General features: G+C 45.1%; 25 protein-coding genes. 18 read left to right on the forward strand and 7 right to left on the reverse strand.

Annotated features, from left to right (window positions below; translation table 11 throughout):
- Window position 1: 1 nt before the first annotated feature.
- Both ACK28X_RS07225 and ACK28X_RS07230 read right to left on the reverse strand, forming a co-directional pair.
- On the reverse strand, window positions 2-1,057 hold the full coding sequence (locus ACK28X_RS07225) for a hemin-degrading factor (RefSeq protein WP_412058371.1): 1,056 nt from the start codon (window positions 1,055-1,057) through the stop codon (window positions 2-4).
- A 50-nt stretch (window positions 1,058-1,107) separates the two neighbouring features.
- Window positions 1,108-3,285 carry a TonB-dependent hemoglobin/transferrin/lactoferrin family receptor gene (locus ACK28X_RS07230; RefSeq protein ID WP_412058372.1) on the reverse strand — a complete coding sequence of 726 codons (2,178 nt, stop codon included), beginning with the start codon at window positions 3,283-3,285 and terminating at the stop codon, window positions 1,108-1,110.
- Window positions 3,286-3,490: 205 nt separating this feature from the next.
- Between ACK28X_RS07230 and ACK28X_RS07235 the strand changes: the two genes are divergently transcribed.
- On the forward strand, window positions 3,491-4,228 hold the full coding sequence (locus ACK28X_RS07235) for a TonB family protein (RefSeq protein ID WP_412058373.1): 738 nt from the start codon (window positions 3,491-3,493) through the stop codon (window positions 4,226-4,228).
- 4 nt (window positions 4,229-4,232) lie between these two features.
- Here ACK28X_RS07235 and ACK28X_RS07240 read toward each other — a convergent pair whose 3' ends face one another.
- The gene (locus ACK28X_RS07240) at window positions 4,233-6,317 is read right to left on the reverse strand and encodes a lytic transglycosylase domain-containing protein (protein ID WP_412058374.1); all 2,085 of its coding nucleotides are present in this window, start codon (window positions 6,315-6,317) and stop codon (window positions 4,233-4,235) included.
- 233 nt (window positions 6,318-6,550) lie between these two features.
- On the opposite strand from ACK28X_RS07240, the gene dapA reads away from it, so the two are divergent.
- Window positions 6,551-7,432: a 4-hydroxy-tetrahydrodipicolinate synthase gene (gene dapA / locus ACK28X_RS07245; RefSeq protein ID WP_412058375.1), complete on the forward strand. Its 882-nt coding sequence runs from the start codon at window positions 6,551-6,553 to the stop codon at window positions 7,430-7,432.
- 16 nt (window positions 7,433-7,448) lie between these two features.
- Window positions 7,449-7,925 (forward strand): SsrA-binding protein SmpB, encoded by a 477-nt coding sequence (gene smpB / locus ACK28X_RS07250; RefSeq protein ID WP_412058376.1) that lies wholly within the window; start codon window positions 7,449-7,451, stop codon window positions 7,923-7,925.
- 7 nt (window positions 7,926-7,932) lie between these two features.
- Here the strand turns inward: smpB and ACK28X_RS07255 are convergent, their stop codons facing one another.
- Together ACK28X_RS07255 and ACK28X_RS07260 are read right to left on the reverse strand one after the other, a co-directional pair.
- Complete coding sequence (locus tag ACK28X_RS07255; protein ID WP_412058377.1) at window positions 7,933-8,637, reverse strand: uracil-DNA glycosylase; 705 nt, start codon at window positions 8,635-8,637, stop codon at window positions 7,933-7,935.
- 62 nt (window positions 8,638-8,699) lie between these two features.
- A complete protein-coding gene (locus ACK28X_RS07260) occupies window positions 8,700-9,263 on the reverse strand; it encodes an NYN domain-containing protein (RefSeq protein WP_412058378.1) in 564 nt (187 codons plus the stop codon).
- A gap of 186 nt (window positions 9,264-9,449) precedes the next feature.
- On the opposite strand from ACK28X_RS07260, the gene rpoZ reads away from it, so the two are divergent.
- The 11 genes from rpoZ (at window position 9,450) to panB (ending at window position 18,975) form a co-directional block, all read left to right on the forward strand.
- On the forward strand, window positions 9,450-9,848 hold the full coding sequence (gene rpoZ, locus ACK28X_RS07265) for a DNA-directed RNA polymerase subunit omega (protein ID WP_412058379.1): 399 nt from the start codon (window positions 9,450-9,452) through the stop codon (window positions 9,846-9,848).
- 86 nt (window positions 9,849-9,934) lie between these two features.
- Window positions 9,935-12,202 (forward strand): RelA/SpoT family protein, encoded by a 2,268-nt coding sequence (locus ACK28X_RS07270; protein ID WP_412058380.1) that lies wholly within the window; start codon window positions 9,935-9,937, stop codon window positions 12,200-12,202.
- Window positions 12,203-12,213: 11 nt separating this feature from the next.
- Complete coding sequence (gene pyrE, locus ACK28X_RS07275; protein WP_412058381.1) at window positions 12,214-12,792, forward strand: orotate phosphoribosyltransferase; 579 nt, start codon at window positions 12,214-12,216, stop codon at window positions 12,790-12,792.
- A 319-nt stretch (window positions 12,793-13,111) separates the two neighbouring features.
- A complete protein-coding gene (locus ACK28X_RS07280; RefSeq protein WP_412058382.1) occupies window positions 13,112-13,684 on the forward strand; it encodes a DUF2062 domain-containing protein in 573 nt (190 codons plus the stop codon).
- A gap of 22 nt (window positions 13,685-13,706) precedes the next feature.
- Complete coding sequence (gene acpS / locus ACK28X_RS07285; RefSeq protein ID WP_412058502.1) at window positions 13,707-14,123, forward strand: holo-ACP synthase; 417 nt, start codon at window positions 13,707-13,709, stop codon at window positions 14,121-14,123.
- A 22-nt stretch (window positions 14,124-14,145) separates the two neighbouring features.
- Window positions 14,146-14,919 (forward strand): signal peptidase I, encoded by a 774-nt coding sequence (gene lepB, locus ACK28X_RS07290; RefSeq protein WP_412058383.1) that lies wholly within the window; start codon window positions 14,146-14,148, stop codon window positions 14,917-14,919.
- 25 nt (window positions 14,920-14,944) lie between these two features.
- Window positions 14,945-15,628, forward strand: a complete 684-nt coding sequence (gene rnc, locus ACK28X_RS07295) for a ribonuclease III (protein WP_412058384.1) — start codon at window positions 14,945-14,947, stop codon at window positions 15,626-15,628.
- 11 nt (window positions 15,629-15,639) lie between these two features.
- Complete coding sequence (era, locus tag ACK28X_RS07300; RefSeq protein WP_412058385.1) at window positions 15,640-16,542, forward strand: GTPase Era; 903 nt, start codon at window positions 15,640-15,642, stop codon at window positions 16,540-16,542.
- A complete protein-coding gene (gene recO, locus ACK28X_RS07305; protein ID WP_412058386.1) occupies window positions 16,542-17,276 on the forward strand; it encodes a DNA repair protein RecO in 735 nt (244 codons plus the stop codon). Before era ends, recO begins: the two co-directional genes overlap by 1 nt.
- Window positions 17,277-17,305: 29 nt before the next feature.
- Complete coding sequence (gene panC / locus ACK28X_RS07310) at window positions 17,306-18,160, forward strand: pantoate--beta-alanine ligase (RefSeq protein ID WP_412058387.1); 855 nt, start codon at window positions 17,306-17,308, stop codon at window positions 18,158-18,160.
- Window positions 18,157-18,975 (forward strand): 3-methyl-2-oxobutanoate hydroxymethyltransferase, encoded by an 819-nt coding sequence (gene panB / locus ACK28X_RS07315; protein WP_412058388.1) that lies wholly within the window; start codon window positions 18,157-18,159, stop codon window positions 18,973-18,975. Before panC ends, panB begins: the two co-directional genes overlap by 4 nt.
- A gap of 6 nt (window positions 18,976-18,981) precedes the next feature.
- Here the strand turns inward: panB and ACK28X_RS07320 are convergent, their stop codons facing one another.
- Entirely contained in the window at window positions 18,982-19,839 is an 858-nt protein-coding gene (locus tag ACK28X_RS07320; protein ID WP_412058389.1) for a YgfZ/GcvT domain-containing protein, read from the reverse strand.
- Between the two features lie 58 nt (window positions 19,840-19,897).
- Between ACK28X_RS07320 and ACK28X_RS07325 the strand changes: the two genes are divergently transcribed.
- Window positions 19,898-21,256 (forward strand): dihydroorotase, encoded by a 1,359-nt coding sequence (locus ACK28X_RS07325; protein ID WP_412058390.1) that lies wholly within the window; start codon window positions 19,898-19,900, stop codon window positions 21,254-21,256.
- Window positions 21,257-21,261: 5 nt separating this feature from the next.
- Here the strand turns inward: ACK28X_RS07325 and ACK28X_RS07330 are convergent, their stop codons facing one another.
- Entirely contained in the window at window positions 21,262-21,519 is a 258-nt protein-coding gene (locus ACK28X_RS07330; RefSeq protein WP_412058391.1) for a hypothetical protein, read from the reverse strand.
- 186 nt (window positions 21,520-21,705) lie between these two features.
- On the opposite strand from ACK28X_RS07330, the gene cysS reads away from it, so the two are divergent.
- The 3 genes from cysS to rarD all read left to right on the forward strand — a co-directional run bounded on the left by cysS (window position 21,706) and on the right by rarD (window position 24,929).
- A complete protein-coding gene (gene cysS, locus ACK28X_RS07335) occupies window positions 21,706-23,217 on the forward strand; it encodes a cysteine--tRNA ligase (RefSeq protein WP_412058392.1) in 1,512 nt (503 codons plus the stop codon).
- A gap of 26 nt (window positions 23,218-23,243) precedes the next feature.
- Window positions 23,244-23,939: a DUF421 domain-containing protein gene (locus ACK28X_RS07340; RefSeq protein WP_412058393.1), complete on the forward strand. Its 696-nt coding sequence runs from the start codon at window positions 23,244-23,246 to the stop codon at window positions 23,937-23,939.
- A gap of 78 nt (window positions 23,940-24,017) precedes the next feature.
- Window positions 24,018-24,929 carry an EamA family transporter RarD gene (gene rarD, locus ACK28X_RS07345; RefSeq protein WP_412058394.1) on the forward strand — a complete coding sequence of 304 codons (912 nt, stop codon included), beginning with the start codon at window positions 24,018-24,020 and terminating at the stop codon, window positions 24,927-24,929.
- The last annotated feature ends 187 nt before the right edge of the window (window positions 24,930-25,116 follow it).

Here is a 25,116-nt window from a genome sequence, read left to right on the forward strand (position 1 = left end):
TTTATGGGGCAGCGATGGCCATTTCTTTCTTTACAGGGAGGGTTGTTAAAATTTCGCGCCAATCTTCCCTTTCATTTTGACCCTCTTTGCGTAAGCCAAAAAATTGCACAATAAGTTCGTTCTTTTTGTTAAAAACTTCAAGGGAGCTCACATAACCATTGCTATTAGGCTTGCGCACAGCCCAAACTTCACCGATATCTGTAAGGCGTAGATGCATATTAAATGTAGTGTCTAATATATTAAGCCAACCCTGTGTGGGTTTGATTGTTTCAATTGTGCCGGTAAAAATTTGAATACAACCACGGTTGCCGATAAAGCACATGATTGGTGTTTGACGCCTAGCTGCTTCCTTAAGCATTTGCTCAATAGCTGATATATCTAAACTTCGAGCATAGTCTTCACCAATATATTTTACAGCATCATAGCGGTCGATTTTAAGCGATTGTAGGATGCCATATAATTCATGGACATCTTGCATGGCATTCCAACGGGCGCGGAGGGCTTTGATGTTATCTTCATCAGGGGGACAAAAGCGCTGAGGTGCAAGAGAGGCTGGTGCGATTTTAAGGGTCGAGGATTGATCTGCGCTCAGCAAATGTTTGATCATTGCCTCCCAAGCCGCTAAATCTGTTTCCTCTTGGGTATAGAGTTTGAAAATGGCCGTACCGTATTTGTCGTAGAATTGTACTGTTCTAAGTTGCTTATCGCCTTTTTCTATGGTGCGAGCGAAACCAAAAGTCCATTCTTTTTTGAAAATACGTAGATCAATACTCCCTAAAGTTACAAGGGCACTATCGCTTTCAATGGGTTTGCCAAGGACGCCCCTTAATTCATGGACAGCGTCTTCGTTGCGTGTGATTGTTAGTACCTTGCCAAGCTTATTGGCGTGCGTCAATAGAGCGTCGACATCAATGTTTAGTTTTTTTGCTTGTCCGACCGCGCAATAAGCGGCCATAAGTTCTGCTTCGGTAATGTTGATAGAGGCTGCAAAATCGCGGTCAAATAGACCTTTTTTTTCTTGCCGCAAAGTGATGATTTCTGTGGGTGTATAGACCATGTTTTCCTCTATATTTAATATTTTTATGGCGCGCTTATGGAGGGGCGGGGCTAAAATTTTTGTGTTAGAGAGATTTTGAAGCTTCTTCCGGCTTCTGTGTAATAATTTTTGGGCAAGCCGGGCTGGTGTAAATTTGGCTCTTGCGTAGGAACATTGCTAGGTTGCCAATAACGTGTATTAAAAATATTATACACGCCAAATTGAACCCGTGGACCCTCTTTACCCAATGGTGTTGCCCAAGCGGTAAAGTCTAGTAATTGGTAGGCCGGTAAATTTTGAAAATCGGGATTTTTAGATACCAATTCTTTCTCTCCCACAATAGTAATGGTTAGATCACTGCCCCACTTTTCCTTAGCAAAGCCAACCCCTGCGAGCATTTTTAACGGTTGCACAGAATTTAGGCTTTCTTTTGTCACCTGATCTTTTCCTTGGCTGTAAATCAAAGCTCCCTTACCATGCCATCCGTAGCCAAAACTTAGCTGAGTTTTTGCTTCCATTCCCCAAATATCAACGCTTTCACGGTTTATATAATGGCGATTAAAGAGGAATTGTCGGGTACGCTCACCTTCCACAAAGTCAATAAAGTTTTTATACCCATTGTAAAAGGCACTGATTGATCCTTTTGTCTTTTCATTCTCAAAGCGTACGCCCAATTCATATCCATTGCTAGTTTCAGGTTTAAGTTGAGCATTGCCACTTGCGTAATAAAAGGGTGCGTTGGTATAGCTGAGGTAAAGCTCCGTAGCTGTAGGAGCACGGAAGGCTTGGGCCCATTGCGCGTATACAACGAAGTTATCGTTTATGTCCCACTCAGTACGCAATTTTGGCGAAAGGTGCCAAGCTTTGTTTGGCATTGTATCGGCTTTATGTTCTGGGTTTTGATTATAGGTTTGTGTGTTCTGAGGGACACGGCTATAGTAATCGTAGCGGGCGCCGAGGGTGATTCTAAGCCGGTCATCAAGAAGGCCTATTTCATCTTCCAGCGCAAAGCCAAGGTCTTCACCTAAAACAAGGGGGATATCAGCTTGGTTGGTGTGAAGAGATCGGCATGGATCATATTTTTCTAAAGTGGTTGGGCAATTATCGTGACCATTGGCATATTGCTGAACGTTAAAGGTCGAAAGGTCGAGAATCAATTTTAGTATATGGCTTGTTGTTTCTGTTTCTGCGCGTTTGAGACCTTGACCTAAAAAACCGTAGCGGTCTTCGTATGTTTGATTTGCGCGCATAAAGTCACCCACGGGACGGATGAGCCTTTCGGATTCATTTTTTTGTGCGATGTATTGTCTTTGCCAATAGAGTGCGGCATGGCCAAGATTAAATAGGCTTTTATCGTTCCCCGCGTAATCATAAAGGGCTGAAAGGCGCGTACGCCGCCCGCTTTGCCAATTATAAAATGATTTTGGTTTATAGGTATGTGAATTTGCGTTTAGCTCTTGGGTTTTTTGATCTTGGCGATAATGTTCTAAGGTTATCCCAAGGCGCGTGTATGGATTAAGATGTTGATAAAGCTTGATGAGTCCGCTTATTTTCTGGAAATTGGCAGGATTTTCCTGTTCATTCACCCCGTTTTCCCCTGCGCTTAAGCCATTATTTGCGTGCTCATGGCCGCGCGCATAGCTTGCCTGGATAAGGAACTCCGTTTGGTCTGCGCGGATAGCAACAGCTTGGTCTACCCGTCCACTTTTGTCCACTCCATCAAAGCTTACTCGCGTTATACTACCAATTTTTTTTGTTTTTCCTAAAAGATCATAGGGCTCAAGCGTATGCAGCGCAATGACCCCACCGGAAGCGCCTGAGCCATAAAGGCTTGAGTTGGTACCTTGTATAATGTCAAAACTAGAGAGTGCGCCAAAATCAAAGAGAGTGACGCCGCCTTTCGTATTGCGAGCTTCATCATTGAGCCATGACATTTTAACGCCATCAATCGTAGTCAGGAGGCGGCTTGTTGCAAGCCCGCGCAGGGAAAAGCTTTGTGTTTTGTTATCATAGCTAAGGCTAGTATCAAGGCGAGCAATGTCTTGGGCGCTATCAATCTGCGCTTGGTTGATGTCTTTAGAACTTAGGTGAGTGGTTAAAACGCTGGGCGCAATTAGGTCGGAAATTTGTACATCAGTGCCTTTAATTGTTATGGGCTTGAGTTCAACCGCCGCTTGCGCATTGTGCCCCCCCGCTTGTTGGGCTAATGCCCCTGTGGGCGCAGCAAGGCTAAGGGCTATTAGAGCCACTCTGTGGCTAAGGTTTTTTTGCCATAACATTTTCATATTCCTATCTGCTACTTCTTTATACTTTTTGGGAGGATTTTTTTTGCTTTTGCGTTTCATTTTCAATTTCATATTAAAGTTGATTATGATAATCAAGAAAAACTTGCAAATTTTTACTTAATTTTTATTACACATAGAATGTAAGGGAGTGCATGACAGAGGAATGGGTATGATAAGACTCTATCGGCATCGAAGTGAGACAATTTTTGTGTGGAGCACCGCCGCTTTGGGAGCCTTGATTATACATGTCGCTTTGGCGGCATTATTTTATCATCATGAAGGGGGGAGGGGGCAAGACCCTTCTAGCCATGTTATTATGCTAAGTTTAGATACGTTACCCGTGTCTTTTACAGACAATGAGAACATTGCGTCTGATGGAGCCCCTTCACAAGAGATATCAGATTCGCTCACTCCTTCCCCTATTGAAGATAGCGACCGCATGGAAGACCAGACGAGTGAAGAAGATAAGAGTGAAGTAGCGTCAGAGGTACAGGTGCCGCTCTCAACAGAAGGTGATAAGATAGAAAAAGTGCTTGTAAAGCCAGCGTTGCCACAACCAAAACCAAAGCGAGCGCCACCAGTTCAGCGTCGTGCCCCGCCGCCTTCCACCAACGCGGCGGCAATAGGTAATACAGAAATGGGTTGGCTTGCGCAAGTTGAAGGGCGGCTTGAACGACAAAAGGCCTATCTAAGCGCACGCGCTTTTTCTGCCGATAAAGGAAAGGTCCAGCTAGAATTTGTTGTTTCGGCGCAGGGGGAGGTGGTGACAAGTCACCTTTTGGGCGCTCCGACGCGGGAAAAATTAGGAAAACTGGCTTTAGCAGCTTTAAGACGGGTGGGACGCTTTCCCCCTCCGCCTGTGACACAAGTGGGCCGCCCTATCAGAATCACGCTTGTTTTTGAGTAAAGGCTCATTGGCGTCGCCCAGAGATGAGATCAGTTTTTATATTAGCCTGACCAGCAAGACGTGCTTTATAGACTTCATAATTTTCTATAACGCGCATCACATAGTTGCGTGTTTCAGTATAGGGGATGCGCTCTACCCAATCTACCACTGTATTAATGTCTCGTTCACGCGGGTCGCCATAGCGGGCGATCCATTCATCTGCGCGGCGTGGTCCTGCATTATATCCAATAAATGTTAGGATATAAGAGCCATTGAAGCGTTGTAGTTGTTCCCCTAAAAAATGCGCGCCCAAAGTTGCATTATAGCTTGTATCGCTATCTAATTTTTTTGGAGACCATGAGATTGCGTGTTTTGCTGCCGTGACTTTGGCGGTGCTGGGTAATAATTGCAAAAGGCCGACCGCTCCAGCGCGTGAGCGCGCGTCAGCCTTAAATTCACTTTCTTGACGGGCAATGGCATAGGCTAAGGCTTTTCCAGTGGATGAAAGTTGCGCGTTTTCAGGGATAGCCCCTAAAGGGTGGGACAAAGCTCCCACATCTAGCCCACGGGCGACAGCGCTTTTCCCAATGCGCAAGCTGATAAAGTGATTATTGTTTTTTTCAGCCATCACCGCTAAAAGAGCCAGTTCACCTGGGCTTGAAAGTTGGGTGCTGAGTTCACGATAAAGGACAGCAGCAAGTTCATTAGCCTCTATTGTTTCTAAAATTTGTATCGCACGCACGGGGGGGCGAGCGGCGAAGGTAGTACGTTCGTGGGGGCTGGGCCGTGGATAGGAAATTTCAATTGTTTTGCGTGCGAGCTTTGATGCCGCTAATTGTCCGTAATAGGTAGTGCCATAATGGGCAGCACGTTTGAAATATTGTAGTGCGTGGGATTTGTCACTTAAAGCTTCTGCTGCACGTCCCATCCAATAATAGCCGCGTGAGAGGGATATTGGTAATTTTGAAAGATGAGGGATCTTAGAAAAATGATAAAGCGCGGTTTTTGGTTTATTTAAAAAGCGCAAAGCGTACCACCCTGCGTGAAATTCGGCATCAACTGCCAATGGAGGGCTTACAGCTTGATGGGCAATAACTAATTGGTAAGCAAGGTGCGGTTTGTTTATATCCAATATTTCTCGTGAGAGAACGCGCCGTTCAATCCACCAACTATCAGGATTGTCTAAAAGAGCGACGTTTTGGAGGGATTCTAGCATTAATTTAGCTGCTTCTTCGTAGCGTCCTGAGCGGCGCAAATATTGGATCTGGGCAAATTGAAAGAGTGGTTCGTTGCGCCACCTTTTGGCTTTTTCTAATTTTTGCGCGGCATCAGGGGCATTTTGGGCGACCCCTGCAAAGGCCATAAATAAGGGGGTGGCTTGAGCAAGGTCTGCTACTTGTTGGGCCGCCTCAAACTGGTTTGTGTAAAGCATGTGCCGCATACGCGCATAGTGATCTCGCTGTTGCAAAAGTGCGCCTACCTGCTCTAACACATAGCGGCTTTCGCCGGTGGAAAGCATGGCTTTGTGCCACCAAGGGGCTAGTATTTGGTATGCTTTGGTTTTTTGTCCAGCGTTCATGAGTGCTCGGGCATAGGCCACCCTGCCTTGCGCGGTTTGTGGTAAGCTTTTGCTAAAATAGGTAAGGATTGCGGTAGGTGAGGGCATTTGTTGCGCAAGTTCCATGCTTTCGCGGGCAAGCGCGCGTTCAAAATTGCGCTCCATAATCCTTTGGCCAGGCCAATTTTTTAGGGTATTCTTGGTGTGAAGAATCTCTTCACTTTTTACGGCCTCGCCTCCTTTAATGCTGATGGCCCAACTTAAAATGGTGCGGTCAAAGCTTGTGAGGGGCATTTGGTTACGTAAGAAAATGGCTGTATTTGCGTCTTGCTGGTTAAGAGCTGCGAGACCCGCTTTTAGCTGAGAGTGATCTGGAGTTGGCGTGGGTTTTGGCGATACATGACGCGCTAGAGGGATGGGAATCTTTGATTGCTCAAGAGCGGGGCGCGCGATAGGAATGGGTGTGGCTGCGCTTGAGGCTAAAGATAACGATAAGGGTAAGAGCCATAAGGCACTATGAAAAAATAGCCAAGGAAAGCAGATACGCAACATAAAAAGCCCATTCTTGCAAATTGTTTTTGGATATACCAAGGTAAGCATGAAAGACAGGTTAATACCGCGTATTTTGAGGATTTTGCTTGCGTCCTATTAATCACCCGCTTATGCTTATGAAATTAGGATGCGTTTTGAGCGTTAATTGCTTTGCTGATCATTCCTCGTTTTAAGATGGCCAGCCTCGCCATAAGGCGCGTAAGGCGCAGTTTATTAAATTTAGGGAGATTTCTATGTTTCAAGGCGCGCTCACAGCTCTTATTACGCCTTTTGATGCGCAAAATAATGTGGATGAAAAAGCATTTTGTTCCCTTGTAGATTGGCAGATAAAACAGGGAATTCATGGCTTAGTGCCGGCGGGGACAACAGGGGAATCTCCTACCCTTAGTCATGAAGAGCATAAATATATTGTAGAACTATGTGTAGCACAGGCAGCAAAACGAGTTCCTGTTGTAGCAGGGGCGGGCTCAAATAGTACCGATGAAGCCATAGGATTAGCACAGCACGCACAAAAATCGGGCGCTGATGCGCTTTTAGTGGTGACCCCTTACTATAATAAGCCAAGCCAAGGCGGGCTTTATGCGCATTTTTCTGCTATCGCTCGTGCGGTGACCATTCCTCTATTTATCTATAACATTCCAGGCCGTTCTATTATTGATATGTGCCCGCAAACTATGGCTGATTTATGTCATGATCATACGAATATCATTGGGGTAAAGGATGCTACGGGTCGCGTGGAGCGGGTGAGTGAGCAACGCGAAATATGTGGTGAAGCTTTTATCCAACTCTCAGGCGACGATAATACAGCGCTGGGTTTTAATGCCCATGGTGGCGTAGGGTGTATTTCTGTTACTTCAAATGTGGCGCCTGCTCTTTGCGCACAAATGCAGGAGGCTTGTCAAAAGGGCGATTATGCTCAAGCGTTTTTGCTGCATAGCCGTTTAAGCGCACTTCATCGTAGCCTTTTCTTAGAGCCCAGCCCAGCGGGGGTGAAATATGCAGCACAAAAATTAGGCCTTTGTGACAGTGCGGTGCGTCTTCCTATTTTAGCGCTTTCGGATACAACTAAAATGAGTATTGATAAAGCCATGCATATTGCAGGCCTCTTATTATAGGCGGGTTTTATAAGCTATGAATACGAAAACAAAAGCACCTACTCATAAAGTATTAGCAGATAACCGCAAGGCGCGTTTTAATTATGAAATCCTTAACACATTGGAAGCTGGACTTGTATTGATTGGCACTGAGGTAAAATCTCTTCGGGTTGGACAAGCCAATATTGCCGAAAGCTATGCTAGCTTTGAAGGTGGTGAATTATGGCTGATTAATTCCTATATCCCTGAGTATACCCAAGGAAATCGCTTTAATCATGAACCGCGACGTTTGCGCAAATTGCTATTAGCCAAGCGGGAAATGGCACGGCTTTTTAACGCAATCGCCCGAGAGGGGATGACAATTGTTCCTCTTAAGCTTTATTTCAATCCCCGTGGTCGTGCAAAGTTAGAAATTGCCCTTGCGCGCGGGAAGAAGCTCCACGATAAACGTCAAAGCGAGAAAAAGCGCGATTGGGGGCGAGAGAAAGCACGACTTTTGCGTGATAGGGGTTAAGGGCAAGCTAGTGCCTCTGTGATATCTCATCAAGATAATGTCGCACATCTTTGAAGAGAGCATGGAACATGGCTTCGGTTAGCACGCCCGTATTGGTATTATAACGGGAACAATGATAGCTTGAGAAAAGGCGTAACTTTCCGATATCATAGACCTTATGGTGGCCAAAGGGGTAGGCAGAGGGTCTGGCTTCTAAGGCTCGTAGAGTGGAATTATGTGCTACAGAGCCCAAGCTGATTACAGCGCAAAGCCGCGGCAATTTAAGCAAAAGTGGCGTTAAAAATCGCCGACAATGCTTGATCTCATCCCCTAGCGGTTTATTTTGCGGCGGGACACAGCGGACTGCATTCACAATGGCTGTTTCAATAAGAGATACGCCATCATCGGCCATTGCAGCAAAAGCACCACGACTGAAGCCGAATCGCTCTAAGGTTTTATATAAAAGTATGCCCGCATAATCACCCGTAAAGGCGCGCCCCGTTCGATTGGCGCCGCTTAAGCCCGGTGCAAGGCCCACAATCAATAGCCGTGTCGATAAAGGGCCTAGAGCGGGGAAAAAGGCTGGAACGGGGGCATTATGCCAAGTGGGTTCTTTTTGACGCTGTGCCAAAAGAAAGCTGTGGAGCCGCGGACACAGCGTACAGTTATAGGGCGGAGCGGGGAAGTCGGGTTGCCAAGTGCTGTCAGTAGAGTTTTCTGAAAAATATGCCAAAATCAAGCCTAAATTTATACTATAATTAGACGAGTTTATACTTTAATACTTATTTTTAAGATCTATTGTCCGTTATCATAGTCTTTCATTGGGCGTTCGTTTGGTGCACGGCAAATTTCATCCTTCAAGCTAATAAGATCAATATAATGATCCGCTTGGCGGCGCAATTCATCAGAAATCATCGCTGGTTGCGACACGAGGGTTGAAACGACACTTACTTTACGCCCCCTTCTTTGTAAGGCTTCGACAAGAGATCTAAAATCGCCATCGCCAGAAAATATTACGAAATGGTCTACGCTATTAGCCAATTCCATGGCATCTATGGTCAATTCAATATCCATATTACCCTTGACTTTACGGCGACCCGCTGCGTCAATAAATTCACGAGCGTTTTTTGTAATCACGCGGTAGCCGTTATAATCAAGCCAATCAATGAGAGGACGGATAGAGGTATATTCTTGGTCTTCAAGTAGCGCAGTGTAATAATAGGCGCGTAAAAGATATCCGCGTTTATTGAAGGCTTTTAAGAGTTTTTGGTAATCTATATCAAATCCCAAACTTTTTGATGTGGCGTAAAGGTTAGCCCCATCAATAAAAAGGGCAATTTTTTCTTGAGTATTAAGCATTATTTTTTCCAATAGACTTTGTTACTACATCTATAACTTGCTTCATAAGTATGTCACTATTTTGCGGTTGCCAAGCCCTGTGAGGCAAAAAAGAGGAAACAATCGCTGTTTTTGTTGTTTTTTTTGTAGAGATTGTGTATCCCAGACTTAGAATCCCGAAATATACAACCGATGAAAGGGGTGCTTATGGCCCGTGTAACAGTAGAAGATTGTATTGACAAGGTAGACAATCGTTTTGAACTGGTGCTTTTGGCTGGGCACCGTGCACGGCAGATTTCGCAAGGGGCAGCGATTATGATAGAGCGCGATAATGATAAAAACCCCGTAGTTGCTCTGCGCGAAATTGCCGAGGAAAGCCTTTCACCTGCCGATTTAAAAGAGGATCTTATCCATTCCTTGCAAAAGCATGTGGAAGTGGATGAACCTGAATCCATTGCAGGCCTTTTAGAAAAAGCGCCTAGCCAAAAAGAAGAGGGCTCTACCGATCTTCTTAACGATTCGATTGCTTTTGCTAATATGTCAGAAGAAGAGCTTTTGGCGGGAATCGAAGGCCTTGTTGCGCCAGAGAAAAATGAAGATTTCTAGCCCGTTTTGCATGATGGTTTGAAGGCGCGGCTTTTGTCGCGCCTTTTTTAATTTCTATAAAGGATGTGTGGTTAGGGAGTCTTTTCATGATGCGTCAATATGAGCTTGTTGAGCGTGTACAACGTTACAAGCCAGATGTGAATGAAGCTTTACTTAATAGAGCCTATGTTTATGCCATGCAAAAACATGGCAGCCAAATGCGCGCGTCCGGCGCCCCCTATTTTTCGCACCCCTTAGAAGTAGCAGCTATTTTAACGGATATGCGTCTTGATGAGGCAACAATCGCTGTAGCACTTTTGCACGATACGATTGAAGACACAGATGCTACCCGTGCTGAAATCGATCAGTTGTTTGGTGCAGAAATTGGCCAATTGGTGGAAGGGCTCACTAAGCTGAATCGTTTGGATCTTGTTTCAAAAAAGGCAGTTCAAGCGGAAAATCTACGCAAATTATTGATCGCCATCTGTGAAGATGTACGGGTGCTCTTGGTAAAATTGGCTGATCGTTTGCATAATATGCGTACTTTGGATGTTATGCGTGATGACAAGCGGCGTCGGATTGCTGAAGAAACTATGGATATTTATGCGCCTTTAGCGGGGCGCATGGGTATGCAGGATATGCGTGAAGAGCTTGAAGATTTGGCCTTTTTTTATCTTAACCCTGATGGACACCGTGCCGTGGTTGATCGCTTAGTTGAATTATCTTTGCGTAATCATGGGCTTTTAAAAACCATTGAAGAAGATCTCAGTCAATTATTCGCTAAAAATGGTATTAAGGCTTATGTAAAAAGCCGGCAAAAAAAGCCATATTCTGTGTTTAGAAAGATGGAAAGCAAAGCGCTTTCCTTTGGGCAATTGTCGGATATTTTTGGTTTTCGGGTGGTGGTTGATCAAGTAGAGGACTGTTATCGTGCCTTGGGGATTATTCACACCACTTGGCAAATTGTGCCTGGCCGATTTAAGGACTATATCTCTATCCCAAAACAAAATGATTACCGCTCTATCCATACAACCATTGTTGGCCCTTCGCGCCAGCGGGTAGAGTTGCAAATACGAACCTTCGCAATGGATCAGGTGGCCGAATATGGGGTGGCGGCGCACTCGATTTATAAAGACCGTGGCTCGCATAATTCTTCCCATCAATTATCGGCGGAAACAAACGCTTATGCTTGGTTGCGACAAACGATTTTGGCGTTGTCACAAGGGGATAGCCCAGAAGAATTTTTAGAACATACGAAACTCGAATTATTTCAAGATCAAGTGTTTTGTTTCACCCCGAAGGGGCGCTTAATTGCGTTGCCTCATGGAGCTACCCCTATTGATTTTGCTTACGCTGTACACACGGATATTGGCGATTCCTGTGTGGGGGTCAAGGTTAACGGCCATGCTATGCCCTTGATGACTAAATTAAAGAACGGCGATGAAGTTGAGATTATTCGTGCTAAGGCTCAGATACCGCCCGCCGCCTGGGAAACTCTTGTTGTCACAGGCAAAGCTCGCTCAGCCATTCGCCGGGCAACGCGGACGGCAGTACGCAAGCAATATTCCGGCTTAGGTCAGCGGATTTTGGAACGCAATTTCGAACGTTTGGATCAGGTCTTTTCTAAAGAGGCCTTGGCAAAGGTTTTGCCACGCTTAGGACATAAAGATGTTGGAGATGTTTTGGCCGCGGTGGGGCGGGGCGAATTGCCTTCAAGCGATGTGATCAAAGCTATGTTCCCTGACTATCAAGATGATCGCGCGGCGCAAAAGCCCTCAATCAAGCCAGGTGAGCCGGGTTGGTTTAACTTACAAAACGCTCAAGGTATGATTTTTAAAGTTCCCGAAGGTGAGGAGAAGAAGGATCATAAGCAGGATTCTACCGATTTAGGTGCTACGCACCAGCCTACATTTACTGGTGTTAAAGCGTTACCCATTCGCGGTACGAATAATGATATCATGGTGCGCTTTGCACCTGAAGGGGCGGTGCCCGGTGACCGTATTGTTGGCATTCTAAATCCTGGAGAGGGCATTGTTATTTATCCCATTCAATCGCTCGCCTTGATAGCATATGATGACGCGCCTGAACGTTGGATTGATGTGCGCTGGGATCTTGATGCAGAAATGCATGAGCGCTTCCCCGCCCGCATTAGTGTAACTGTTATTAATGCTCCCGGATCATTGGTGGAGGTAGCTAAGGCTATTGCGGATAATGATGCCAATGTGCAGAACCTATCGCTTGTGCGTACCGCCCCTGATTTTACTGAGATCCTTATGGATATCGAAGTGTGGGATTTAAAACACTTGAATAGGATTCTATCTCAATTAAAACAAGCAAAATCAGTTAGCATGGCGCAACGCGTTCATGGATCATAAGGTAAGGTAAAATGAAAACAGAAGATGTAATGGCAATCTTTGAACAGGCTGGGGCAATTTTAAGGGGCCACTTTATTTTAACTTCGGGTCGCCATAGCGCGCTTTATCTTCAAAAGGCTAAAGTCTTTATGCATGCAACGCTTACTGAAAGGCTTTGTTGCGCGCTTGCCAAAAAGATCCAAGCCGAGCTTACGCACAGCATTGATTATCTCGTAGGACCTGCCATTGGTGGGTTAATTCCCTGTTATGAGACCTCACGGCATATGGGGGTGCCCTCCCTTTGGGTCGAGCGTGAAAATGGTCATTTTCGCCTTCGTCGCTTTGAGATAACCCAAGGAGCCAAGGTAGTGATTATTGAGGATATTGTTACTACCGGTGTTTCGATTCGTGAGACAATAGTTGCTATGGAGTCATCGGGTGCACAGGTAATAGCAGCTGCTTGTATCATGGATCGTTCAGGCGGCAAGGCAGAGGTTGGCGTACCACTAATTGCTTTGGCTCAATATGAAGTGCCCTCCTTTGCTGCGGATGAGGTGCCTGAGGATCTCGCTAAGCTTCCGGCGGTTAAGCCAGGGAGTCGCGGGCTTTAGGTTATAGTTGTGTGCTGATTAATCACAATTTTAGCGCAATGCTAGATTATGAAATATCACTATGTTAGGCTTAAGGGCGCGCTATGCTAGCCACGGCCTTTGCTTTCAAACTTTAGTTTGATTGCTTCAGATTTGACCGCTGGTTTTATAATTGGTAAAGTGCGGCCATAGCCTTTTGGGGGTGTGGGCAAAACGCTCCTGCTTCTAATATCATGTCTAAAGCAGCGCTACCCTTATGGCAGGGTGCGGAAGGTGTTTGACTTAAAGTGGGTAGTGAGGGGCATTGCATGCTGCTTCGTTGATTAGATTATAGAGAGATATGCTTTTTCGTCGTCGTGATCCAGTGGGATTTTTAGAAATGGTTCGATTGTGGCTTTGGCCACGGCGCTCTTTTGCGCGCTCGCTCGCTTATATGAAAAAGCGTATTTTACGGATAGCAGCCACGCCTCATGCTATTGCTTTGGGGATAGGTATTGGTATTTTTGCCGCTTGCTCACCTTTTTTCGGGTTTCATTTAATTCTAGCTATGGCTTTAGCATGGTCTTTGCGTGCTAATATTGCAGCTGCAGCCCTCACTACGGTGCTATCGAATCCGGTTACTTTTTTGCCTATCATCTTGCTTGATTATAAATTAGGCGGTTTCATTTTTTCGTTCTTTAATCATGCCTCTACTATGTCTCTTGCTGAAGTACGGCAGATCTTTACCCAGCATAGTTGGACTGAGGCTTGGCATATCCTTTTGGTTGCATGGGATGATGTGCTTATACCAATTTTAGTTGGTGGAACGGTGATGGGACTTGTTCTTGGAACAATTGCTTATATTTTAAGCTACCGTACTACTTATCGTTTTCAAGAGAGGCGCCGTGCTAAGGCGCGGAGAAAAGCCCAATGACACATATAAAAGATGCATGCATATGATCCTAGGGATAGGCAGCGATATCGTTGATATAAGACGTATAGAAGCAACGCTTAAACGGTATGATAGACGTTTCATTGAGCGTATTTTTACGCAAGAAGAGCAAAAGAAATCAGAGGCAAATTATCATCGTGCCGCTTCTTATGCCAAACGGTTTGCGGCTAAAGAAGCTTGTGCAAAAGCTTTGGGTACAGGGATTGCGTGTGGAGTTTTTTGGCGTGATATAGAGGTGATGAATGACCTTTCTGGTAAACCCAGTTTGCGGCTGAAAAATCTTGCTTCTCTGATGATGCAAAACATGTTACCTAAGGTTCACCACGCTGTGATACATTTAACTATGACTGATGATTTTCCCTATGCGCAGGCTTTTGTTATCATTGAAGCGGTGGCTTGCGCGGACATTCCAACTACTTAGCAAACCGATAAGGCATCTTAGCATGAATAGGAAAATAGGATCTACCAAGGAAAAAGAAGGATTTTTATCTTTTATTTATTTTCTTTTTCAGGTTTTAGTTTTTGTTTTTATCATCCGTAGCTTTTTGTTTCAACCCTTTGTTATCCCATCGGGTTCTATGCGGCCCACTTTATTGGTGGGCGATTATATTTTTGTTTCGAAATATGCTTATGGCTATTCGCGTTATTCCTTTCCCCTTTCGCTAGATCTTTTCTCGGGGCGTATTTTTGCCAAAGAGCCCAGCCGCGGCGATGTGGTAGTGTTTCGGTTTCCCAAGGATACGCAAATCGACTATATTAAGCGTTTGGTTGGCTTGCCTGGAGACCGCATTCAAATGCGCGGCGGAGTGCTTTATATCAATGATAAGCCGGTCGAGCGGACATTAATTGGTAAAGTTGATAATCCTGATATTACCGAAGTTTCTCGTCCCGTTGATGTTTATCAAGAAACTTTGCCTAATGGTGTTTCCTATAATACACTTGATCTTGGCTATTTCCCAATGGTCGATGATACGAGGGTTTTTGAAGTGCCACCAGGGTATTACTTTATGATGGGCGATAACCGTGACAATTCAAATGATAGTCGTTTGGATGTGGGTTACGTGCCACGGGAAAATTTGGTTGGTCGCGCGAATTTAATCTTTTTTTCTATGAGTAACGGCGCGCAGGCTTGGGAGTTATGGCGTTGGCCGTTTGATATCCGTTGGAGCCGCTTATTTACCTTTGTGCAAACGATTCATCCCTTGTCTTATGAATAGGGTGTGCAATAACGAAGGATGCACGATGGAAAGGCAGATTATTGCGTTTTTAGAAGAAAAAACACAACACCATTTTAAGGATATTAGTCTTTTAAAAAAGGCTCTTACACATGCTAGCATCCAAGATCATGAGCAGGAAAGTTATGAACGGCTAGAATTTTTGGGTGATCGCGTGCTAGGCTTGGTCATTTCTGAAATGCTTTGGCAAATGTTTCCCACCGCAGCGGAGGGTGAATTATCCGTGCGGCTTAATAGTCTGGTCAATGCTGAAGTTTGCTCTTTGATCGCTCAAGAAATTGGTTTGCCTGCCCTTATCTATATAGGCGCTGATATGCGTTATTTACATCCACATCGCATGGAAAATATTTATGCGGATGTGGTGGAAGCGTTAATTGCGGTGCTTTATTTAGAGGGTGGACTCGCGGCGGTGCGTCCCTTTATTCAAGCCTATTGGCAAGCGCGTGCTAAACATTTAACCGCTGCGCGCCGCGATGCTAAGACAGAATTGCAAGAATGGGCGCATGCGCAAAAGGGAACCCAATTACGCTATCAAATTGTTGAGCGCTCCGGACCTGATCATGAGCCGATTTTTACAGTTGAGGTGCGTGTGGCAGGTTTTGCTCCGGCCAGAGGTTGTGGTCGTTCGCGGCGCCAAGCAGAACGCACGGCGGCAGAAGCATTTCTGCTACGTGAGGCGATATGGAAATAAGTGGATTAAAAATGAATAAAGAAAAAACCCATTCTGGTTTTGTGGCACTGATTGGCGTGCCCAATGCGGGAAAATCAACCTTAGTTAACCAATTGGTAGGCGCAAAAGTCTCTATTGTTACTCATAAGGTACAAACTACGCGTGTTTTGGTGCGCGGTATTGTGATTCAGGCTAATGCTCAAATTGTTCTAATTGACACGCCAGGGGTCTTTCGCCCGCAAAAGCGGCTTGATCGCGCTATGGTATCTACCGCTTGGGGTGGAGCAAAAGATGCAGATGTAGTTTTGGTGCTGATTGACGCACATTTAGGTATCAATAGTGAAGTAGAAGCGCTTCTTGATACGCTTTCTACAATTCAGCAAGATAAAATCTTAGTGCTGAATAAAGTGGACAGTGTATCGCCGCCTTCTCTGTTGGCTCTGACGGCTAAACTAAATGCGCGCCATGCTTTTAGACGTACTTTTATGGTTTCGGCGCTTAAGGGTTCTGGTTGCCAAGATCTTTTGGATCATTTGGTTTCTATCATGCCTGAAGGGCCTTTTTATTACCCTGAAGATCAAATATCTGACATGCCGATGCGGCAACTGGCGGCCGAAATTACTCGCGAAAAGCTTTATTTGCGCCTGCATGAAGAATTGCCTTATTCTTCAACGGTTGAGACAGAAAGTTGGGAAGATCGTAAAGACGGTTCTGTAAAAATTAACCAAGTGATTTATGTGGAGCGTGCTAGCCAAAAGAAAATTGTGCTAGGTGCGCGTGGTGAAACAATTAAAGCTATCGGCCAAGCAGCGCGTAAAGAATTAATGGAAATTACCGAGCAAAAGGTACACCTTTTTCTATTTGTGAAGGTGCGTGACAATTGGAGCAATGATCCAGAACGTTATCGCGAAATGGGGTTGAGTTTTTCTGAATAATGGAATGGCAAGAAGAGGCAATTATTTTAGGCGTGCGGCCTCATGGTGAAACTAGCGCTATTGTGGAGGTGATGACACGCCAGCATGGCCGCCATATGGGGGTTTTAAAGGGCGGGCGCTCGCGTCGTTTTGCACCGCTTTTACAAGCTGGTAATTGCGTTCTGGCCTCTTGGTGGGCACGGCTTGATGAACATTTGGGCGCGTTTCGTTTTGAGCCTATCGCTTTTTGGGCTGCGCGTTGCATTGCCGCGCCTCAAGCGCTTTACGCTTTGCAAATTGCGGCGGCTCATTTGCGGCTTTTGCCCGAGCGCGATCCTCACCCCACCCTTTATGATGGTTTGCAGCTTTTGCTAAATCATTGTGAAGAACCGTTACTTTGCGCCGAATTATTGGTACGGTTTGAAGTTTTATTACTAGCGGAATTGGGCTTTGGGTTAGATCTTTCAGCTTGTGTGGCCACAGGAAATACTGATGATTTGATTTATGTATCGCCAAAATCAGCTCGCGCTGTTTGTGCCCAAGCGGGACAACCGTGGAAAGATCGCCTTTTAGCTTTGCCGCTTTTTCTTGCCAAAAAGCTTGGCCGTCCTTCGAATCTAGAAGAGTTGCAAAAGGGTTTTGCTTTGACGCATTATTTTTTGTACCAAAATGTTTGGGGGCCGAGGCAGATAGAGCCGCCAATGATTCGCGATGGTTTTATTCGTCTTATTGAACGACAACTCTTGAGTGTTTAATTGGCGCTTGTGCTTAAAAAGAGTGATATATGAAAGTTTTTCAAGAAATCAGCTCATTGCGGCAAGAGTTAGCCGTGGCTAGGGCAAAGGGAGCTACAATCGGTTTGGTTCCTACTATGGGTGCTCTACACGAGGGGCATTTGGAGCTTGTGCGGTATGCCCAGAGCTTGTGTGCTTATAGTGTTGTATCTATTTTTGTTAACCCTAAACAATTTGGGCCTAGGGAAGACTTTGATGCTTACCCACGCGATCTCGCGAGGGATTGTGCATTTCTAAAAGCAGCGAGGGTGAATTATGTTTTTGCTCCAAGCCTTGATGAAATGTGGCCAAAGGGCAATCAAACTTTGGTTGATGTAGCGCGTCTATCACGCATGTTGATAGGGCGTTTGCGTCCTGGGCATTTTCGAGGCGTTACCAGTGTGGTGGCAAAATTATTTAATATTGTCCAACCAAGCCATGCCTTTTTTGGTGAAAAGGATTTTCAGCAAATTACAATCATTCGTCAAATGGTTAGAGATTTGGCGTTTCCTGTGGAAATTATCGGCGTGCCTACTCAACGTGATGATGATGGCGTCGCTCGCTCATCACGTAATCAATTTTTAACACCAGAAGATCGGCAAGCGGCCGCTATTATCCCTACTGCTATAGCTGCTACACAAAAGCTATATGAAGAGGGTGAGCGTTCGTGTGCGCGGTTACGACAAAGGATACGTGCTTGTCTTTCGCAAGAACCGCGCGCTGTGGTTGAGGCGATTGATCTGCGTGATGCCCGCACTTTGGCTCAAGTCCATGGCAAATTGGAAAACGAAAGCGTTATTTTATTAACGGTGCGCTTTGGTTCTGTGCGGCTGATTGATCAACATATTTTACATGAGGCGAAATGAGCACTTCAAAAATAATAAAGCGGTTAACGGCGCCGCAAATCCAAGCGAGGAAGGGGGGGGAGCCGTTGGTGGCTTTGACTGCCTATCAAGCGTATAGTGCGCGGATTGCTGATACCCATTGTGATATCCTTTTGGTAGGCGATAGTGTGGGGATGATTGTTTATGGCTATGAATCCACGCTCGCGGTGAGTGTGGATATGATGATTGCTCATGGCAGGGCAGTGGTTTCTCATTCAAGACGCGCGTTGGTGGTGGTTGATATGCCGTTTGGTTCGTATGAGCAAAATCCACAACAAGCATTTGCCAATGCCGCGCGAATAATAGCGGAAACGGGCTGCGGTGCGGTTAAGCTTGAAGGTGGCACGCGGATGGCGGAAACGGTTACCTTTTTGTGTCAGCGCGGCATTCCAGTTATGGGACATATAGGTCTTACGCCCCAAGCGATGAATAGTTTAGGGGGGTTTAAAACTCAAGGACATAGGCCGGATGAAAAAGAGCGTCTTGTTCGTGATGCACAGGCATTAGAGGCTGCAGGAGCTTTTTGCGTTGTAATTGAAGGTGTGGTAGAGCCTTTGGCCGTCGCGTTAACGCAAGCCGTTTCTGTCCCCACTATTGGTATTGGTGCATCGGCACAATGTGATGGACAAATTCTGGTGATGGAGGATATGCTAGGTTATAATAATAGGGTACCGAAATTTGTGCGTCGTTATGGGGCTTTTGGCACGTTGATGGAAGATGCTATTAAAGCCTATTCTCAAGATGTAAAAACACGCACCTTCCCAAGCCAAGCAGAAACCTATAATCCTAAACCGTAGTTTTTTCTATTTGTAATCTGAGAAATCATATGCCATTTGTGCGGCGATTGTTACCTTAAGAGGAACGCCTGCCGCTATAATCATGTGACCTTGTTTCACGGCGGTTGCTACGCGGTCAAGCCGTAAAAGGGCTAAAGCTTCATGGCCAACGGCCTCACCAAGTTGACCTATGGCTATACCGTTGACGCTTACTATAGCGCGGGAGGGTAGGGGGCTCTCTCCACGGGCTATCAGCATGCGCCGTCTTATAAGGCCACGGTGGTGCATGCGGGAAACGACTTCTTGACCGATGTAGCAACCTTTATGAAAGGAAAGGCCAAAAATTTGGTCGTAATTAATATCGTGAGGGAAGACTTGACCTAAGTCGTAATCGCGTCCTCCTTCCGCAAGACCGTGATGGATGCATAACCGTTTCCAATTATGCGCTTCTTGGCCATCTGTTTGAAAGCTGGTATTCAGGTAGAATCTTATGACTTTTTCTTGTTTTTTGAAGCGCTTATCATAAAAAGCTAAAGAAAAATCTTTAAATGGTAAATTATTAGTTAAAGATACGTAGGTATCATATTGTAATAACTCAATAATTTCTACACTCTTGCGCAATTTATAAAGATTTAAGCGTTTTATAAAATCGGGAGCTAAGTCGTGTGCGATGTCAATCAAATAGCCATTTTGATAGCGGCCAATGAGAAAATCAAACAACACCTTGCCTTGCGCAGATAAAAGGGCACCAGGTAAGAGGTTTTGGGGCGCTATTTGCTCAATATCGGTGGTGATAAGGCCCTGTAGGAATGCGCTGGCGTCTTGCCCGTTTATTGCAAAAAGCTTGCGATCTTTTATAGAGAGCGTATGATAATTTTTAATCATGGTTTTACCTTTTGATCTATTAGTAATGGGTTAAGTGCCCTGCTGCAAGGAGCGTATTATGTCTAAGTCTATAATATCCATTCCGCGCTTGGATTGTTCTGTGCATGGCCCTTATGATTGTTTATTCAAAGGCGCGTGGGTGGTGAATCATGACGGAGTATTTAACGCTGATATTGGTGTATATGAAGGGCGTATAGCTGCAATTGGGGATTTAGATAACCATGAAGCGGTAGAGGTTATCAATTGCCACGGTTTGCACATTCTGCCTGGTGTCATTGATAGCCAAGTGCATTTCCGTGAGCCTGGTGGTGAATATAAGGAAGATATGGAATCGGGAGCGCGTTCGGCTGTTTTGGGCGGAGTGACTAGCGTTTTTGAAATGCCTAATACCGCTCCTCTTACTGTTGATGCTGAAAGTCTGGCCGATAAGGTGCGGCGAGCGCGTCACCGTATGCATTGTGATTTTGCTTTTTGGGTGGGGGGTACGCGAGAAAATGCCGTTCATGTAGCTGAATTAGAACGTTTGCCTGGCGCTGCAGGTATCAAAGTTTTTATGGGATCTTCTACCGGCGATCTTTTGCTTGATGACGATGTATCAATTTTAAAACTTCTGCAGAATAGCCGACGTCGCGTAGCCTTTCATTCAGAAGATGAAGCACGTTTAAAAGCTCGGCTACCCTTGCAGGTAGTAAATGATGTGTGCTCTCATCCTATTTGGCGTGATGAAAAAGTAGCCTTGCAGGCTACCCAGCGTTTAGTGCATTTAGCACGCCAAGCAGGCGCTTTGATTCATGTGCTTCACATTTCTACAGCAGAAGAAATTGTTTTCCTCAAGGAGCACAAGGACATTGCTACCCTAGAGGCAACCCAACATCACTTAACCTTAAGCGCTGATTATTATCAATGTTTGGGAACCTTGGCACAAATGAATCCCCCTGTGCGTGAAAGTCGCCATCGTGATGGTCTGTGGTATGGTATTCAGCAGGGCATTGTTGATGTTTTAGGTTCTGATCACGCGCCCCATCGTTTGGAAGAGAAAGCAAAACCCTATCCCGCTTCACCTTCGGGCATGACAGGGGTACAAACCACTGTACCCATTATGCTTGACCATGTGAATGCGGGGCGATTATCGCTCTTACGTTTTGTCGATCTGACATCTCATGGCCCTCAGCGTGTGTTTGGCATTAAAGGTAAGGGGCGCCTTGCCGTTGGTTATGACGCTGATTTGACCATTGTTGACCTTAAACATGAAGCTGTTTTAGAAAATAGCCAAATGGCAACGAAAGTAGGCTGGACACCTTATAACGGTAAAAGAGTCAAGGGTTGGCCTGTGGGTACTATCATTCGCGGTAAACGTGTTATGTGGGAGGGAGAGCTCATTACGCCTAGTATAGGCGAGCCCATTGCTTTTTATTAGACACTTTATTGCAGGGTTTTATGGGCAGAAAATTCCCCCATAATCACTTTATCATGCATTTGTCGAAGTAAATCCAATGCAGATGCCTCTGATTGGGTTTTGAGCAAATGACGCAGGGCGGTATCAAAAGCGGCAGAAGCTAAAATTTTTGGATCGATGCCATTTAACATACCACCAATCCATGCTTCGTTTTGGTATTCAAGCGCGACAAGCTTTTGTTCTTCGGCGACGATTTTAAGGAAATTCGTATTTTGGCGGCTCATGCAAGAATCCAATAATTGATGACTAAGGTTTATAAATTATTAGCAGAAATGAAATGCTTGTCAGTACTTGATCTTTGCCTATACTCAAGATATCGCCGGAAAGGTTAACGCCCGTACCCAGCGTTGCTTGGCACGGGGTAATTCACCTGATAAGGAAAATGAGATTGGCTCAGCTTTGGAATTCCAATGATAAATTTATATTTTTATAATATCCGTACCCGTCAGAAGGATATTTTCGCTCCAATTGACCCCAAAAAAGTGCGGCTTTATGTATGCGGCCCTACCGTTTATGACAATGCTCATATCGGCAATGCACGGCCTGTGATTGTTTTTGACATGCTCTTTCGCCTTTTGCGTTTTATCTATGGTGCAGAGCAGGTGATCTACGCACGCAATATAACCGATGTGGATGATAAAATTAACGCTCGTGCCGCCAAAGATTACCCAGCTTTACCTTTAAATGAGGCGATTTGGCGTCTTACGGAAAAGACGAACATGCAGTTTCAAAGCGACGCGACCGCGCTTGGCTGCTTGCCACCCACAACACAGCCAAGGGCAACCGAGCATTTAGATGATATGCGCGCGGTGATTGAGCGGTTAATTGAAAGGGGCCATGCTTATGTTGCTCAGGATCACGTTTTGTTTTCGGTGGCAAGCATGCGGGATCGGCCTGCTTATGGCGCGCTTGCACGACGTTCATTGGATGAAATGTTAGCGGGTGCGCGAGTTGATGTTGCGGGATATAAGCGCGATGAGATGGACTTTGTGCTTTGGAAGCCCTCGAAAGCCCATGAACCAGGTTGGTCATCGCCGGCGGGCATTGCTGTTTTGGGGCGGCCTGGCTGGCATATTGAATGTTCGGCTATGTCTATGGCCAAATTGCTGACGCCTTACGGCGGCGGCCTTGCTTCTGACAATCCATTGGCTAATATTTTTGATATTCATGGGGGCGGAGCTGATTTACTATTTCCTCACCATGAAAATGAAACCGCGCAAAGTTGTGCCGCTTTTGGTACAGAGCAAATGGCTAATTATTGGATGCATAATGGTATGGTCCAATTAGAAGGGCAAAAGATGTCAAAAAGTCTTGGTCATTTTATCACCATTCGTAGCATATTAGAAAGCCCTTTGCCCGAAGTTGCAGGTTTAATGCCGTCTATCCAGCAAAGCTTTGTGGGGCTTGCGGCGCGTTTTTCTATGTTGCAAACCCATTATCGAGAGCCTTTGAACTGGACGTATGAACGCTTATTACAAGCGGGGCGTGAACTTTATCGTTGGTATGATCTTTTGCGCAAAGAGAGCAAGAACGTTAGTATTTTTAAACCTTTAAAGGAGGATATTTTTCCCTTTGCTCAGGCTTTGGGGGAGGATTTAAATAGTCCAAAGGCCATCACTCTTTTGCGCCAAGCTTATAAAAGGGGGGATGTCAAGGCCTTGATAGCAGGTATAAGCCTTTTGGGCTTAGCTGATGAATCCTTCTTGACACTGAATCACCCAATTTTTGCTCCCGAAAGCGGGGTTGATGAAAAATATATCAATGCTTGCATTGCCGAAAGGCTGACCCTTATCCATAATAAGAATTGGGTGGCTGCCGATGCAATTCGCGATGAACTCGCCGCTCGTAACATTGCTCTATATGATATTAAAGATGCCGAAACTGGAAAGCGCTTTACCCGCTGGGAGGTAAAGAAAATCTAAGGAGCGGTTGATGCAGTAGGGGAAACATGGAATCTATTCTTGCTTATGGTTATATTGCTCTTAAACTTGTTGTAGGGCTTGTGGCCTTTTTATTGGCTCTGCGGACCACGGGTCGTGGCAATTTAAGTCAAATGACCCCGCTTGATTTGATAAGCAACTTTGTAATGGGGGGCATGATTTCGGGTGCAATTAACGATCCTGACATTAGTGTGACACAATTAGTGGTCATTTTGCTCATTTGGCAATTATTAATAGCTTTGCTGAATTTTATGCGTCGTTCGTCATCTCTTTGGCATAGGCTTTTGGCGGGTGGAGATAGTATTTTAGTGCAGGATGGCAAATTCCAAATGGATACAATCAAGCGTCTGAACGTGAATGGCAAAGACTTAGCAACCATGTTGAGAATCAAAGGGGCAGGCATGCATGAGTTGGCTTTTGCTCGTCTCGAATCAAATGGAGAACTATCAATTATAAAAAAAGAAGAGGCGCGCAAATTTGTAGTCCTTATTGATAACGGAAAACTTATCGATACAGCGCTTGAAGAAATTGATAAAGACCAGGCGTGGCTGGAGGAACTCCTCTCTAAAAGTAATGTAAAAGTGGAAGATTTATATGCCGCTGAGTGGTATGAAAAAATAGATGATCATGGTCATTACTTTAGCGATCTTTTTATTGTACCGTTTGATTCGTCCGAAACGCTTAAGTTAAAGAGGAACTCTTAATAAATGAGTAATGAAGGGGTAGGGTCGACCTGTCTTAATGGTCAGGGGGGAAGGAGCCGCTCAAGTTTTGCGACTAGGATGAATAGCTATCAAGGCATTATGGCGAGTTTGATTGCCAATATTCTTGGAGGCATATTTCCTCTTTATCTCAAAACTATTGCGCATATTCCCTCGATTGAGGTTTTATCCTATCGCTTGATTTGGGCTTTGCCTATCGTCTTTGCGATTGTAGTCCTTTTAAAGCGCGTGAATGGGGTCATCGCGGTATTGAAAAAACCGCGTCTTGTGGCTATGATGGCGCTATCAGCTTTTTGTGTTTCTTGTAACTGGGCCGTCTATATTTGGACGGTATCTCGTGGTTATACGCTAGAGGGAGCTCTTGGTTATTATATTGCTCCTTTGATGAGTATACTATTAGGCTATTTCTTTCTGGGTGAATATTTGACGCCTCTGCAATGGTTTGGGGCGGTCCTTGCCGCATTGGCGGTTTTAATTTTAGCCTACCATATAGGGGCGGTGCCGTGGATGGGGCTTTTGGTAGCGGTGACTTTTTCTATTTATAGTTTTCTTCGTAAATGTTTTCCCGTAGGCGCCATAGAAGGCTTTATGATTGAAGCACTACTTCTTTTTATCCCTATGCTTTTGGTGGCGGGGTTCTTTGTTATGAAAGGGCAGGATCACTTTATTTACGGTACGGGGTATGATCGGCTTTTATTACCCCTTGCTGGTCCTTTGACCGCTATCCCGCTTATCCTTTATGCCGTTGCTAGCAAAAAACTAAGCCTTTCAACGTTCGGGCTTATGCAGTATCTTACTCCTACTTGTATGTTGTTGATTGCTGTCTTTGTGTTTAAAGAACCATTAGATATTATACAGTTTTGGGCCTTTGTGTTGATTTGGCTTGGCCTGTTTTTCTACACACTTTCAAACTTTATGCAGCAGCGAGTAACTCATATAAGGGCTGGAGCCAAGAAAAAAAGGGAGCAATGAAATCATAAAAAATCTTAAATCTGCTTCTTTGGATTCAGGGCGGGTTTTTTAGACATTATGTAATTTACGGTTCTATATCCTGATAAAGACCAGATGTATTGGAAGTTTTTCTCGGAAAAATAATATAGAAGTGGAAGATTTATACGCCGCCAAGTGGTATAAAAAAATAGCTAAAAATGGTAATTAC

Source organism: Bartonella sp. DGB2, assembly GCF_046843095.1.
GTDB lineage: Bacteria > Pseudomonadota > Alphaproteobacteria > Rhizobiales > Rhizobiaceae > Bartonella.

Excerpts from the sequence above, each read along its gene's own strand:
- ACK28X_RS07225 (WP_412058371.1), bottom strand. The coding sequence starts at position 1,057 with ATGGTCTATACACCCACAGAAATCATCACTTTGCGGCAAGAAAAAAAA.
- ACK28X_RS07235 (WP_412058373.1), top strand. The coding sequence starts at position 3,491 with ATGATAAGACTCTATCGGCATCGAAGTGAGACAATTTTTGTGTGGAGC.
- ACK28X_RS07240 (WP_412058374.1), bottom strand. The coding sequence starts at position 6,317 with ATGTTGCGTATCTGCTTTCCTTGGCTATTTTTTCATAGTGCCTTATGG.
- dapA (WP_412058375.1), top strand. The coding sequence starts at position 6,551 with ATGTTTCAAGGCGCGCTCACAGCTCTTATTACGCCTTTTGATGCGCAA.
- smpB (WP_412058376.1), top strand. The coding sequence starts at position 7,449 with ATGAATACGAAAACAAAAGCACCTACTCATAAAGTATTAGCAGATAAC.
- ACK28X_RS07260 (WP_412058378.1), bottom strand. The coding sequence starts at position 9,263 with ATGCTTAATACTCAAGAAAAAATTGCCCTTTTTATTGATGGGGCTAAC.
- rpoZ (WP_412058379.1), top strand. The coding sequence starts at position 9,450 with ATGGCCCGTGTAACAGTAGAAGATTGTATTGACAAGGTAGACAATCGT.
- ACK28X_RS07270 (WP_412058380.1), top strand. The coding sequence starts at position 9,935 with ATGATGCGTCAATATGAGCTTGTTGAGCGTGTACAACGTTACAAGCCA.
- pyrE (WP_412058381.1), top strand. The coding sequence starts at position 12,214 with ATGAAAACAGAAGATGTAATGGCAATCTTTGAACAGGCTGGGGCAATT.
- ACK28X_RS07280 (WP_412058382.1), top strand. The coding sequence starts at position 13,112 with ATGCTTTTTCGTCGTCGTGATCCAGTGGGATTTTTAGAAATGGTTCGA.
- acpS (WP_412058502.1), top strand. The coding sequence starts at position 13,707 with ATGATCCTAGGGATAGGCAGCGATATCGTTGATATAAGACGTATAGAA.
- lepB (WP_412058383.1), top strand. The coding sequence starts at position 14,146 with ATGAATAGGAAAATAGGATCTACCAAGGAAAAAGAAGGATTTTTATCT.
- rnc (WP_412058384.1), top strand. The coding sequence starts at position 14,945 with ATGGAAAGGCAGATTATTGCGTTTTTAGAAGAAAAAACACAACACCAT.
- era (WP_412058385.1), top strand. The coding sequence starts at position 15,640 with ATGAATAAAGAAAAAACCCATTCTGGTTTTGTGGCACTGATTGGCGTG.
- recO (WP_412058386.1), top strand. The coding sequence starts at position 16,542 with ATGGAATGGCAAGAAGAGGCAATTATTTTAGGCGTGCGGCCTCATGGT.
- panC (WP_412058387.1), top strand. The coding sequence starts at position 17,306 with ATGAAAGTTTTTCAAGAAATCAGCTCATTGCGGCAAGAGTTAGCCGTG.
- panB (WP_412058388.1), top strand. The coding sequence starts at position 18,157 with ATGAGCACTTCAAAAATAATAAAGCGGTTAACGGCGCCGCAAATCCAA.
- ACK28X_RS07320 (WP_412058389.1), bottom strand. The coding sequence starts at position 19,839 with ATGATTAAAAATTATCATACGCTCTCTATAAAAGATCGCAAGCTTTTT.
- ACK28X_RS07325 (WP_412058390.1), top strand. The coding sequence starts at position 19,898 with ATGTCTAAGTCTATAATATCCATTCCGCGCTTGGATTGTTCTGTGCAT.
- ACK28X_RS07330 (WP_412058391.1), bottom strand. The coding sequence starts at position 21,519 with ATGAGCCGCCAAAATACGAATTTCCTTAAAATCGTCGCCGAAGAACAA.
- cysS (WP_412058392.1), top strand. The coding sequence starts at position 21,706 with ATGATAAATTTATATTTTTATAATATCCGTACCCGTCAGAAGGATATT.
- ACK28X_RS07340 (WP_412058393.1), top strand. The coding sequence starts at position 23,244 with ATGGAATCTATTCTTGCTTATGGTTATATTGCTCTTAAACTTGTTGTA.
- rarD (WP_412058394.1), top strand. The coding sequence starts at position 24,018 with ATGAATAGCTATCAAGGCATTATGGCGAGTTTGATTGCCAATATTCTT.